Below are 12,398 nucleotides of genomic sequence, written 5' to 3'. Positions count from 1 at the left end.
CCAAACCGCGGGGCGGGCCCGAACGGCTCGCCCCGCATCGCCGGCAACAAACGCATCTGCGGCTTGAAGTCGGACGAGCATAAGTGTAAAAGGTGCCCCTTCACTAAAACTGACAGGGGATCGACGTGAAAGACGCGTCAACGCAGTCGGACGCCGCAGAGCAGAGCGGCCCGATGCTTCATCGCGGTTTACAGAACCGACATATCCAACTCATCGCCCTCGGCGGCGCTATCGGCACCGGCCTGTTTCTCGGCATTGGTCCGGCGATTCAAATGGCGGGACCGGCGGTTCTTATCGGCTACGCCGTCGCCGGGATCATCGCCTTTCTGATCATGCGCCAGCTTGGCGAAATGGTCGTGGAAGAGCCCGTCTCCGGCTCGTTTGCCCACTTTGCCTATAAATACTGGGGCCCGTTTGCCGGCTTTCTTTCCGGCTGGAACTACTGGGTGATGTTCGTGCTGGTGGGCATGGCGGAGCTGACCGCCGCCGGCATCTACATGCAGTACTGGCTGCCGGACGTGCCGACCTGGGTGTGGGCCGCAGTCTTCTTTATTATCATCAACGCCGTCAACCTCGTGAACGTGCGCCTGTACGGCGAGGCGGAGTTCTGGTTCGCGTTGATTAAAGTGCTGGCGATTGTCGGAATGATCGGCTTCGGCCTGTGGATGCTGTTTGGCAGCCACGGCGGCAGCAAGGCGGGATTCGATAACCTGTGGCGTCACGGCGGCTTTCTGGCCACCGGCTGGCACGGCCTGGTGATGTCGCTGGCGGTGATTATGTTCTCCTTTGGCGGCCTCGAGCTGATCGGCATTACCGCGGCGGAAGCGCAGAACTCGGAAAAGAGCATCCCCAAGGCGGTGAACCAGGTAGTCTACCGTATTCTGCTGTTCTATATCGGTTCGCTGGTGGTGCTGCTGGCGCTCTACCCGTGGGTGGATATCAAATCTGACAGCAGCCCGTTCGTGATGATTTTTCATAATCTCGACAGCAACGTGGTGGCTTCTGCGCTCAATTTCGTCATCCTGGTGGCCTCGCTGTCGGTCTATAACAGCGGCGTGTATTCCAACAGCCGGATGCTGTTCGGCCTGTCGGTGCAGGGCAACGCGCCGAAGTTTCTCGCCCGGGTCAGCAGGCGCGGCGTGCCGGTCAACTCCCTGATCCTCTCCGGGGCGATCACCTCCCTGGTGGTGGTGCTCAACTACCTTCTGCCGCAAAAGGCGCTGGGCCTGCTGATGGCGCTGGTGGTGGCGACACTGCTGCTGAACTGGATCATGATCTGCATGGCGCATCTGAAATTCCGCGCCGCGCAGCGCCGCAGGGGGCGCGAGTCGAAGTTTAAGGCGCTGCTGGCGCCGGGCGGAAACTACCTCTGCATCGCCTTCCTGGCGCTGATTCTGGCGCTGATGTGCACTATCGACGGAATGCGGCTGTCGGCCATTCTGCTGCCGGCGTGGATCCTGTTGCTGTTTATCGTCTTCAAGGTGCTGCGCCGCCCGGCGTAACGCCCGCGGCTCCGTCGTCCGGCGGAGCCGTTATCCTTTATTGTGATCTTCTTCGCGCTTAGCGCATTTGCTTAAGGATCTTCTTCTTGTAATCGATTACTTTGTTTGTCGAGCGGTTTTGTAATCGATTACTTTTTGAGGGCGGTCAAAATGGTAGCAACAGCAGAAGGTCGTGAAAGTGCCCGCGTACAGCACCGGTTTCTGGTGCCGCGCCTGTCGTTAATGATGTTTATGCAGTTCTTTATCTGGGGGAGCTGGTCGGTGACCCTCGGCCTGGTGATGACGCGCTACGATATGGCGCTGCTGATCGGCGATGCGTTCTCCGCCGGGCCGATTGCCTCCATTTTATCGCCGTTTGTGCTGGGGATGCTGGTCGATCGCTTCTTCCCGTCGCAGAAGGTGATGGCGGTGATGCACCTGGCGGGGGCGGCGATCCTCTGGTTTGTTCCGCAGGCGCTGGTTGCGCAAAACGGCGCGCTGCTGATCGGCCTGCTGTTTGGCTATACGCTGTGCTATATGCCGACGCTGGCGCTGACCAATAATATCGCTTTCCACAGCCTGGCGAACGTCGATAAAACCTTTCCGGTGGTGCGCGTCTTCGGCACCATCGGCTGGATTATCGCCGGGATCTGTATTGGCGTCACCGGCATTTCCGATACCACGGCGATCTTCACGCTGGCGGCGCTGTGCTCGGTGGCGCTGGCGATCTACAGCCTGACCCTGCCGCATACCCCGGCGCCGGCGAAAGGGCTCCCGGTGCAGCTGCGCGATCTGCTGTGCGCCGACGCCTTTGCGCTGCTGAAAACGCGCCACTTCTTTATCTTCTCCCTGTGCGCCACGCTGATCTCCATTCCGCTGGGCACCTATTATGCCTACACCGCTTCTTACCTGGCGGACGCGGGGGTAGCCGATGTCAGCACCGCGATGTCGTTCGGCCAGATGTCGGAAATTTTCTTTATGCTGGTGATCCCGCTGCTGTTCCGCCGCCTCGGGGTAAAATATATGCTGCTGGTGGGGATGATCGCGTGGTTCGTACGCTACGCCTTCTTTGCCCTCGGCGTCAGCGAAGAGGGGCGCTTCCTGCTTTATCTCGGCATTCTGCTGCACGGCGTGTGCTACGACTTTTTCTTTGTCGTCGGCTTTATCTACACCGACCGGGTGGCGGGGGAGAAGGTAAAAGGCCAGGCGCAGAGCATGATCGTGATGTTCACCTACGGCATCGGCATGCTGCTCGGTTCACAAATTTCCGGCGCCCTGTATAACCGGCTGGTTGCCGGGCAGGCCGTACCGCAGGCGTGGGTCACCTTCTGGTGGATCCCGGCGGTTGCGGCGGCGGTTATCGCACTGATTTTCCTTTTCTCTTTCCAGTATCGCGAGCAAGAGCAGCGCTAATTATTTCGGAGGTGGTGATGAGAACTATCAAGGGGCCGGGCATTTTCCTGGCGCAGTTTATCGGCGCGCAGCCGCCGTTTAACACCCTCGACGGGCTGGCGGAGTGGGCCGCGGGCCTGGGCTATCGCGCGCTGCAGATCCCGTGCAATCATCCGGCGATCTTTGACCTTGAGCAGGCGGCCGCCAGCCAGACCTACTGCGACGACGTTAAGGGGCGGCTGGCGGATCGCGGGCTGGTGATTAGCGAGCTCTCCACGCACCTGGAGGGGCAGCTGGTGGCGGTGCATCCGGCCTACGACGCGGCGTTTGATGGCTTTGCGCCCGCCGCGCTGCGCGGAAATCCGCAGGCGCGGCAGCGCTGGGCCGGCGAAAAGCTGAAACAGGCGGCGATCGCTTCCGGGCGGTTAGGCCTGGCGGCGCACGCCACCTTTTCCGGGGCGCTGGCGTGGCCCTATTTTTATCCCTGGCCGCCGCACAACCCGCAGCTGCTCGAGGACGCGTTTAGCGAACTGGCCCGCCGCTGGCGGCCGATCCTCGATTCCTTTGACGAGCAGGGGGTGGATCTGTGTTACGAAATTCATCCCGGCGAAGATCTGCACGATGGCGTGACCTTTGAGCGTTTTCTGCAGCTGGTGGATAACCACCCGCGCTGCAATATGCTCTATGACCCCAGCCATCTGCATCTGCAGCAGATGGACTACCTGGCCTACATCGACATCTATCATCAGCGGATAAAAGCCTTCCACGTCAAGGACGCGGAGTTCCGCCGCGACGGCCGCTGCGGCGTTTACGGCGGCTATCAGAACTGGCTCCAGCGGGCGGGGCGCTTCCGTTCGCCGGGGGACGGGGAGATCGATTTTCAGCGTATTTTTAGCAAGCTCGCCGAGTATGACTATGCGGGCTGGGCGGTGCTGGAGTGGGAGTGCTGTCTGAAAGAGGCGGAAGCCGGCGCCCGCGAGGGCAGCGAATTTATCCGCCGCCATATCATTCCGGTCTCCGGGCGGGCGTTTGACGATTTCGCCGCCGGAAGCGAGGTGCGGGGATGATTCAGGTCGGCATTATCGGCAGCGGGTTTATCGGCCCGGCGCATATTGAGGCGCTGCGGCGGGTGGGCGATATTGAGGTGGTGGCGCTGGGCGACCACAGTCTGGCGCAGGCGGAGCAAAAGGCCCGCCAGCTGAACGTAGCCCATGCTTACGGCAGCGTCGAAAGCCTGCTGGCTCATCCGGGCCTGCAGGTGGTGCATAACTGTACGCCGAACCATCTGCATGCTGAGATTAATCGCCAGATCCTGCGCGCCGGGCTGCACGTATTCTCGGAAAAGCCGCTGTGCATGCTGCCGGAAGAGGCGCGCGAGCTGGTGGCGCTGGCGGAAAAGGCCGGGGTGGTGCACGGCGTGAGCTTTGTCTACCGCCAGTTTGCGATGGTTCAGCAGGCGGCCAGTATGATCCGCGAGGGCCAGGTCGGGCGGCTGTTTTCGGCGCACGGCGGCTATTTACAGGACTGGATGCTGCTGCAAACGGACTACAACTGGCGGGTGGAGTCGGCGCTGGGCGGGGCGTCGCGGGCGATGGCGGATATCGGCTCGCACTGGTGCGATACGGTGCAGTTTATGACCGGACGCCGCATCACCGAGGTGATGGCCGACCTCTCCACGGTATGGCCGACCCGCCGGGCGGCTTCGCAGGGAGATGCTACCTTCGGCCAGCAGGATGGCGGCCGGGGCGACGAGGGACGGGCGGTAGATACCGAAGATCGGGGATCGGTGCTGGTGCGCTTTGATGACGGCAGCAAAGGCTGCTTCAGCGTCTCGCAGGTGAGCGCCGGCAGGAAGAATCAGCTGACGGTTGAAATCAGCGGCAGCGCCGGCTCCCTGGCGTGGGATCAGGAGATCCCCCAGCGGCTGTGGGTCGGCCAGCGCGGTCAGCCAAACCAGATCCTAAGCGATGATCCTTCCCTGATGCTGCGGGACGTTGCCGGCAGCGCGCACTTCCCCGCCGGTCATATCGAAGGCTGGCCCGACGCCTTCAAAAACATGATGCTGAGCTTCTACCAGGCGATACGCGCCGGGGCAATGCCGGATGCGCGCTCCCGGCGGTTCGCCTCGTTTTATGAAGGGGCGGACGTGATGTATATCGTTGAGGCTATTTTGCGCAGCCATCAGCAGCAGCGCTGGGTCAGCGTCGAGAGGTAGCGCGGGGATTATGCGCCGCCTGAGGCGGCGCATTGACGGGCTATTTCACGCCGAGGTAGCCATCGAGATAGGCGGCGGAAAGCTCGCGGCCAAACAGCTGCGCGTCTTTATCCTCCATCGATGAGGTCCACTTATCGTCAGACTTACGGTCAAAAGAGTGCTCAGTCTTCGTCCCCTGGCTGGCCTGCTGCTTAATCTGCTCGGCCCGGCTTCTGGCGTCGCTTTCACTCATTCCCGCCGCGCGATCCGCTTTGCCGAGCTGATAGATTTTGCTGAACGTCGGCAGATTTAAACGGTAATTATCCTGAACATTGACGGCAAAATTACCGCCGACAAAATCAGAGCGATGGGAGACAAAATAGTAGGCGTGGCGCTCGGGGGAAGGCTTTGAGGCGCTGCAGCCGGAAAGAACGGCCGCCGCGCAGGCGATGGCGATAATCGTTGATTTTAATTTCATGGTAACATCATCCCTAATTGTTGATATTTAACTAATTGAAATTTAATTATTATTTATTAATAAGCGGCGCAAAAAACGCTCCGTTTGCGTCTTCCTGCAGGCCTATTTTGCATAAAAAAAAGACAGCGTAAACGGCAGAAGAGAATAGCCCTGATAATTGATAGTTTTTGCCGCCGCCATATTCGCGAACAATTTTACGGCCCGGGCGGGCCATCGCGCCGCCGCCGACGGATGCTGGATGCCTGCGGCACGCTCATTTATGATAGCCTGCGTCATATTACGCTTATCGCAGGAAGTGCAGCCCCTATGTCAATTCAGAAAATTGCTCGTCTGGCGGGCGTCTCGGTGGCGACGGTATCGCGCGTGCTCAACAACAGCGAGAGCGTTAAAGAGAAAAACCGCGAGCGCGTGCTGCAGGCAATTGCGGAAAGTAACTATCAGCCCAATCTGCTGGCCCGCCAGCTGCGCACCGCCCGCAGCTACATGATCCTGGTGATGGTCTCAAATATTGCCAATCCTTTTTGCGCCGAGGTGGTGAAGGGGATAGAAGAGGAGGCCGAAAAGCACGGTTATCGTATTTTACTCTGCCACTCCGGCTCCGATTTGGCGCGCTCGACTTCCGGGCTGCGGCTGCTCTCCGGGAAAATGGTCGATGGCGTGATTACGATGAACGCGCTCGCCAGCCTGCCGGAGCTGACCACGCTTATCGGCGACGCGCCCTGGGTGCAGTGCGCCGAATACGCCGACGCCGGCAATATCTCCTGCGTGGGGATTAACGATCTTGATGCGGCCCAGGGGGCGGTGCTGCGCCTGGCGCAGAGCGGTCGTCAGCGTATCGCCCTGATTAACCACGACCTGAGCTATCGCTACGCCCGCCTGCGCGAGCGCGGCTATAAAAGCGTGCTGCACGTGCGGGATCTCAGCTACCAGCAGGTGGCCTACGCCAGCGATCTCAGCGCGGCGGCCGGCAAAGCGGCGATGGAAACCCTGCTGGCGGCGAAAGAGCGGCCCGATGCGGTTTTCGCGGTGGCGGATTCACTGGCCGCCGGCGCGCTGCGGGCTATTGCCCTGGCCGGGCTGCGGGTGCCGGAAGATATTGCGGTGATCGGTTTTGATGGTACCGAGCTGGCGGAGATGGTCTCGCCGCAGCTGACCACCGTTGAGCAGCCGTCGCGCGATATTGGCCGTACGGCGGTGACTCTGCTGCTGAAGAAAATCGATAACCCGACGGCGCAAGCCGAGCGGGTGATGATTGACTGGCGCGTGATTACCCGCGCCAGTACCTGAGGTCAGGCGCCGATACTCCCGGCCAGCGAGCGAATGTCGTTGCCGGTGGGCGACTGGTGAATGCGCAGGCCAAACTCATCGACCACGGCGAAGATGTGGTCGAAAATATCGGCCTGAATGCTCTCATATTCCGCCCACACCACGGTGCTGGTGAAGCAGTAGATCTCAATCGGCAGGCCGTTGGCGTCCGGGGCCAGCTGGCGCACCATCATCGTCATATCCTTACGCAGCCGCGGATGATTGCGTAGATACTCCTGCAAATAGGCGCGGAAGGTGCCGATATTGGTCATCTTGCGCAGGTTGAGCACCGAGAGGTCGGCGGCGTTTTGCTGATTCCACAGGCTGATCTCCTCGTGCCGCGAGTTCATATAGGGTTTCAGCAGTTTCGCCTGAATTAACCGCTGCTGCTCCTGCTCATCGAGAAAATGGATGCTGGTGGTGTCAATATTCAGGCTGCGCTTAATTCGGCGGCCGCCGGAAGCCGACATGCCGCTCCAGTTCTTAAAGGAGTCAGAAACCAGCGACCAGGTCGGCACGGTGGTGATGGTGTTATCCCAGTTGCGGACCTTTACCGTCGTCAGGCCGATATCGATAACCGCGCCGTCGGCGCCGTATTTCGGCATTTCCAGCCAGTCGCCGAGCTTGAGCATGTCGTTGGCGGAGAGCTGGATACCGGCGACCAGGCCGAGAATCGGGTCCTTAAACACCAGCATCAGCACCGCGGCCATCGCGCCAAGGCCGCTAATCAGAATAGCCGGCGACTGGCCAATCAGCAGCGAAATCACCAGAATCCCGATAATAATGGCGCTGACCAGCTTAATGCCCTGGAATATGCCCTTCAGCGGCAGCTGCGACGCGGTGGCGAATTTCTGCGAGAGATTGAATACCACGTCCAGCAGCGAAAAGAAGGACAGCAGGGCATATATCATCACCCACAGCTGAGCGCCGGTGGTTAATATCCCGGCGGCTTCGCTGCCTTTTTGCAGCCACAGCACCGCCTGCACGTTGACGATAATACCCTGGAGGGTAAAGGCCAGCCGGTGAAACAGCTTGTTCTGGGTAATGATCTGCAGCCACAGGTGGCTGCTGGCCTGCGCGCGCTTTTCGAAGGTCCGCAGTACCACCTTGTGCAATATTAAATGGACAACAATGGCGGTCAGAAAAATAATGCCGAAGATAATAATGAGCGAGGTCGTAGGGGTAATTTTGATGCCTGCTGCGGCGATTTGCGATATTAATTCCTGCATAACGTCTCCTTTACATCCAGCGGTTATGATGACCGTTGGATGTCTATTATGCAAATCTCCGCCGCGCGCCGGTGAATTATGAGGCGGCGGCCAGCGAGCGAATATTCAGATGATGACGCAGGCGCAGGGCGATGGCGCCGAGTAGCAGCATCATCCCCACCTCAACCGCCAGAAAGTCGATCAGCGCCAGCGCGTAGTCGCCGCCGCTGCGCCGGGCGAGGGCTAAAAACAGCGAACCGAGCAGCGCCGGACCCAACCCCAGCGAGGCCTGCTGCAGGGTGCTGAGGATCGCGCTGCCGGCCCCGGCGTCGCTGGCGCTGATGTCGCGCATCCCGATACGGTAAAAGCTGTTGACGATCAGCGCCTGGCCATAGCCGACCAGCGCGGTAGCGGGCACCAGCGCCAGGGGCGAGGTGCGGATGCCGAAGTGATAAAAGGTCGCCATCAGCAGCAGCAGGCCGATAATCTGCACCGTCAGGCCGATCAGCAAAATGCGGCCCATGCTGTAGCGGGCAATCAGCTTCGGCGCGTACAGCGCGGAGACAAAATAGGCAATCCCAAGGGCGATAAAGCTGTTGCCCGACTGCCATGGCGCCATCCCCATTCCGGCCTGCATGGTCAGCGCCATGCAGAACATAAAGCCGGACCAGGCGCTGAAAAACAGCAGGGCGGTGGCCATGCCGAAGCGAATGCTGGTGAGCCTGAGCAGGCGCGGAGGCAGCAGCGGCTGCTCGCCGCGACGCTGTTTGCGCAGCGCGCTTACGCGCATCCATGCCAGCAGCGGCAGCACCGCCGCCAGCATCAGCTGCAGCGTCCACGGCCAGTGCAGCTCCGGCCCCAGCGCCATCGGGAACAGCAGGCAGCAGAGGATCAGCGCCAGGCTGAAGGTGCCCTGCCAGTCGATTGTCGAGTGGCCTTCGCGGCGCGTTTCCGGCACGTAGCGCTGGCTAAAGGCCAGCACCAGCAGGCAGATCGGCACGTTGATAAAGAAGGCGTTGCGCCAGCCCAGCCCGGCAATATCCGCCGACACCAGCCAGCCGCCGCCCATCTGGCCGACGATAAACGCGATCCCGCCGATGCCGCCGTAGAGGCTGATGGCGCGCGCGTGGGCGCTGCCCTTGAGGGTGACGTGCAGGGTGGCGAGGATCTGCGGGACGATCAGCGCCGCCCCGGCGCCCTGCAGCGTGCGGGCCGCCAGCAGTTCGCCGATGGAGCTGGCCATCCCGCAAAGCAGAGAAGCGACGCCGAATAGCGTCACGCCCCACATAAACAGGCGCCGGCGACCGTAGTTATCGCCGAGCTTGCTGCCCATCGCCAGGCACACGGCAAAGGCGACGCCGTAGAGCGCGACGATCAGCTCCAGCTGGGTGGCGCTGGCGTCCAGCGAGCGGGTAATTGAATCCAGCGCGACGTTGGTGATTGAAGTATCAATCAGCGGCAGCATCTGACCGGTCAACAGCAGAAATAAACCGGCACGGCCGGGTGAAACAGCAGACGAATTCATTGGATCTCTCCATTGCGTCATTCAGCGGATGGACGTAGCATCAACGATAAATTAAACGGGTACCAGTTCCTGCTTATACTGGTATTGACACTACCATGCTGGAGGTCATATGACCGTAATGCCGCAACGCGCGCCGCTACCGGTTGCGCCCGACGATAGCCGTAAGCAGCTGGGCGCCTTTCTGCGCGCCCGCCGTGAGAGCCTCGATCCGCAGCGTCTCGGCCTGCCGCGCGTCGGGCGGCGGCGGACGCCCGGCCTGCGTCGCGAAGAGGTGGCGATGCTCGCCGACGTCGGCGTCACCTGGTACACCTGGCTGGAGCAGGGGCGGGACGTTAATCCCTCGGAATCGGTGCTGGCCGCGGTGGCGAATGCGCTGCAGTGCAGCCCGCTGGAGACCCGGCACCTGTTTGTGCTGGCGGGAGTGACGCCGCCGGAAGCCGCCCAGGTGCCGGTATGCGAAGGGATCAGCCCCGGCACCCGGCGGATGCTCGATAGCCTGATGCCGCAGCCGGCCAGCATCCAGAAGCCGAACTTTGATATCGTGGCGTGGAACGAGAGCTTTTGTCGGCTGATGGGTCTCGATTTCGCCACCCTCCCCGAGGAGGATCGCAACTGTATCTATCTCTATCTGACCAACGCGACCTGGCGCAGCCGGATCGAAAACCGCGACGTGCTGCCGACCTTTGTCTCCTATTTTCGCGCGGCGATGGCCGAGCATCGGGGCGATCCGCTGTGGGAAAATAAGCTGGCGCGCTTTTTCGCCGCCTCGGCGGAGTTTGAGGCGCTCTGGCACCAGCGCTACGAGGTGCGCGGCGTGGAAAATCAGGTGAAAAACTTCAACCACCCGCAGCTGGGGCGCTTCAGCCTGCAGCAGATGTACTGGTACTCGGCGCCGCGCAACGGCTCGCGGCTGCTGGTCTATCTGCCGACGGATGAGGCCGGCGAGCGGGCGCTGGCGTGGCTGGATAACCAGGGCTAAGAGGGCGTCGATCCTGGCGCCGGTCGTGCGGGCGGGGTATCCATGAGCCAGTTTCGCGTCGTCGCCGTTCCGTCCCGGCATGCCGCGGCGCGCTTTCCGTGTCATACTTACGCGATATTGCCGTAGGGATATGACTATCAATGAAAGTGACGCGCAGGCAGGAAAAGATTATCCGCGAGGCCCTGAGCCGCTGGCAGCAAGATCACGTTATCGATGAACGGATGCAGCAGCACTTAAACGCGCATTTAGTTCGTTCTTCCTTCGACTGGCAGCGCCTGAGCCGCTACGCCTTCTGGACGGCGCTGGCCTGCCTGCTTATTGCTCTGGGCAGCCTGTTCGCCGATAGCGCCATGATCGACTGGCTGGTGAGCCTGTTCAGCGACTCGGCGCTGGCGCGTATTGCCCTGCCGACGATGATCGCCGTGGCGTGTTACGCCTGGGGCTTTCGCCGCCAGCGGCGAGAAGCACGGTGGCACTACAGCACCGAGGCGATTCTGTTTACCGGCGTTGTGTTTACCGCGGTGGCGCTCTGGCAGCTCGGCTTGCGGCTGGATGACGGCAGCGGCCATATCGCCCCGCTGTTCCTCGTCGGCTGTGCGATTTACGGCGCCATTGGCTACGTCGGCCGATCCGGGCTGGTATGGCTGTTTTTCCTGCTGGCGCTCGGCAACTGGTTCGGTGCGGAAACCGGCTATGTATCAGGATGGGGCGCCTACTGGCTGGGGATGAGCTACCCGATTCGCTTTGTGCTGTTTGGCGGCGCGCTGCTGGCGCTCTGTTTTGTGCTGCAAAAGCGGTTGCGCCAGCGTCGGCTGTTTAGCGTCAGCAAGGCTATGGGCCTGACCTACCTGTTTATTGCGCTATGGATCCTGTCGATTTTTGGCAATCACGATCTGGAAAGCTGGTACGACCTTTCGCCGACGCGGCTGCTGCCGTGGGCGCTGCTGTTTGGCGCGGCGGCGGGTATCTGTCTCTATATCAGCCTGAAAACCGATGACGGCATGCTGCGAGGGTTTGGCCTGACGTTCCTCGCCATTAATCTCTATACCCGCTTTTTCGAGTACTTCTGGGGGAGCATGCACAAGGTGGCGTTCTTCCTGATTCTGGCGGCGTCGCTGGCCGCGCTCGGCCGCTACGCGGAAAGAATCTGGCACGCCGGCGAGCGGCGTGCCGGGGACGATTAAATCTCGGTGATGGTGGTCGCCTGCGGCAGGCGTGATTTTGGCAGCGCGGCGTTGAAATCTTCGACGCTATGATGGCCAACCGGTACCACCACCAGGCTGGTGTAGCCCTGCGCTTTGAGATCAAATTCCGCATCCATAATCGCCAGGTCGACGCCTTCGATCGGCACCGCATCGAGGCCCATCGCGGCCACGCCGAGCAGGAAATTACCGACGTTCAGATAGACCTGTTTGGCCATCCAGTGGTTGGCGTCGTTAAGATCTTTGCGGTGCATATCGGCAAAGAAGGTGCGGCCCTTGTGGTTACCCGCTTTGGCTTCCGGCGTCGCGAAACGGCCGTCGGCTTCTTCCTGGTCGACCACGCGCTCCAGCCAGGCATCGTCCAGCTCGGTTTTTGCGCAGAAAACCACCACGTGAGAAGCATCGAGAATTTTACGTTCGTTGAACACGTAGGTGCCGCTGGCCGCTTTAGCCACCCGCGCTTTGCCTTCATCGCTGCTGGCAACGATAAAGTGCCACGGCTGGGAGTTGGTGCTCGACGGGCTGAACTGCAGCAGCGTTTTCAGGTTTTCCGCCTGTTCTGCGGTCAGTTTTTTGCTGGCATCAAATGCCTTGGTGGAGTGGCGCTTTAGGGCGACGGAAACGATATCCATAA

Annotated in this window: 12 protein-coding genes; 7 read left to right on the top strand and 5 right to left on the bottom strand. The window is 60.9% G+C overall.

The annotated features are described in order from the left end of the window. Positions 1 to 125 precede the first annotated feature (125 nt). From pheP to ABOC21_RS18110, 4 genes are all read left to right on the top strand, one after another. Positions 126 to 1,502 carry a phenylalanine transporter gene (pheP, locus tag ABOC21_RS18125; protein ID WP_426812772.1) on the top strand — a complete coding sequence of 459 codons (1,377 nt, stop codon included), beginning with the start codon at positions 126 to 128 and terminating at the stop codon, positions 1,500 to 1,502. Positions 1,503 to 1,652: 150 nt separating this feature from the next. After that, positions 1,653 to 2,894, top strand: a complete 1,242-nt coding sequence (locus ABOC21_RS18120; RefSeq protein WP_426812771.1) for an MFS transporter — start codon at positions 1,653 to 1,655, stop codon at positions 2,892 to 2,894. Positions 2,895 to 2,911: 17 nt separating this feature from the next. Next, positions 2,912 to 3,940 carry a sugar phosphate isomerase/epimerase family protein gene (locus ABOC21_RS18115; RefSeq protein WP_426812770.1) on the top strand — a complete coding sequence of 343 codons (1,029 nt, stop codon included), beginning with the start codon at positions 2,912 to 2,914 and terminating at the stop codon, positions 3,938 to 3,940. Beyond that, complete coding sequence (locus ABOC21_RS18110; protein WP_426812769.1) at positions 3,937 to 5,088, top strand: Gfo/Idh/MocA family protein; 1,152 nt, start codon at positions 3,937 to 3,939, stop codon at positions 5,086 to 5,088. The genes ABOC21_RS18115 and ABOC21_RS18110 overlap by 4 nt, the downstream gene beginning before the upstream one ends. A 40-nt stretch (positions 5,089 to 5,128) precedes the next feature. On the opposite strand, the gene ABOC21_RS18105 is transcribed toward ABOC21_RS18110, so the two are convergent. Both ABOC21_RS18105 and ABOC21_RS18100 read right to left on the bottom strand, forming a co-directional pair. After that, positions 5,129 to 5,545, bottom strand: coding sequence for an Exc2 family lipoprotein (locus ABOC21_RS18105; RefSeq protein ID WP_426812768.1), 417 nt, complete (start codon positions 5,543 to 5,545; stop codon positions 5,129 to 5,131). A gap of 49 nt (positions 5,546 to 5,594) precedes the next feature. Continuing rightward, entirely contained in the window at positions 5,595 to 5,759 is a 165-nt protein-coding gene (locus tag ABOC21_RS18100) for a hypothetical protein (protein WP_426812767.1), read from the bottom strand. A gap of 92 nt (positions 5,760 to 5,851) precedes the next feature. Between ABOC21_RS18100 and ABOC21_RS18095 the strand changes: the two genes are divergently transcribed. Then, positions 5,852 to 6,832 carry a LacI family DNA-binding transcriptional regulator gene (locus ABOC21_RS18095; protein ID WP_426812766.1) on the top strand — a complete coding sequence of 327 codons (981 nt, stop codon included), beginning with the start codon at positions 5,852 to 5,854 and terminating at the stop codon, positions 6,830 to 6,832. Positions 6,833 to 6,834: 2 nt separating this feature from the next. Here ABOC21_RS18095 and ABOC21_RS18090 read toward each other — a convergent pair whose 3' ends face one another. Together ABOC21_RS18090 and ABOC21_RS18085 are read right to left on the bottom strand one after the other, a co-directional pair. Next, the gene (locus tag ABOC21_RS18090; RefSeq protein ID WP_426812765.1) at positions 6,835 to 8,079 is read right to left on the bottom strand and encodes a mechanosensitive ion channel family protein; all 1,245 of its coding nucleotides are present in this window, start codon (positions 8,077 to 8,079) and stop codon (positions 6,835 to 6,837) included. Positions 8,080 to 8,155: 76 nt separating this feature from the next. After that, complete coding sequence (locus tag ABOC21_RS18085) at positions 8,156 to 9,583, bottom strand: MFS transporter (protein ID WP_426812764.1); 1,428 nt, start codon at positions 9,581 to 9,583, stop codon at positions 8,156 to 8,158. Positions 9,584 to 9,692: 109 nt separating this feature from the next. Between ABOC21_RS18085 and ABOC21_RS18080 the strand changes: the two genes are divergently transcribed. Together ABOC21_RS18080 and ABOC21_RS18075 are read left to right on the top strand one after the other, a co-directional pair. Continuing rightward, the gene (locus ABOC21_RS18080; RefSeq protein ID WP_426812763.1) at positions 9,693 to 10,562 is read left to right on the top strand and encodes a helix-turn-helix transcriptional regulator; all 870 of its coding nucleotides are present in this window, start codon (positions 9,693 to 9,695) and stop codon (positions 10,560 to 10,562) included. Between the two features lie 140 nt (positions 10,563 to 10,702). Then, entirely contained in the window at positions 10,703 to 11,746 is a 1,044-nt protein-coding gene (locus ABOC21_RS18075; protein ID WP_426812762.1) for a DUF2157 domain-containing protein, read from the top strand. Here ABOC21_RS18075 and nfsB read toward each other — a convergent pair. Next, the gene (gene nfsB, locus ABOC21_RS18070) at positions 11,743 to 12,396 is read right to left on the bottom strand and encodes an oxygen-insensitive NAD(P)H nitroreductase (RefSeq protein WP_426812761.1); all 654 of its coding nucleotides are present in this window, start codon (positions 12,394 to 12,396) and stop codon (positions 11,743 to 11,745) included. The genes ABOC21_RS18075 and nfsB overlap by 4 nt on opposite strands. Positions 12,397 to 12,398 lie beyond the last annotated feature (2 nt).

This window comes from Klebsiella sp. WOUb02 (assembly GCF_050058015.1).
Taxonomy (GTDB): Bacteria; Pseudomonadota; Gammaproteobacteria; order Enterobacterales; family Enterobacteriaceae; genus Klebsiella.
This window is presented reverse-complemented; position numbering and strand designations above follow the sequence as displayed.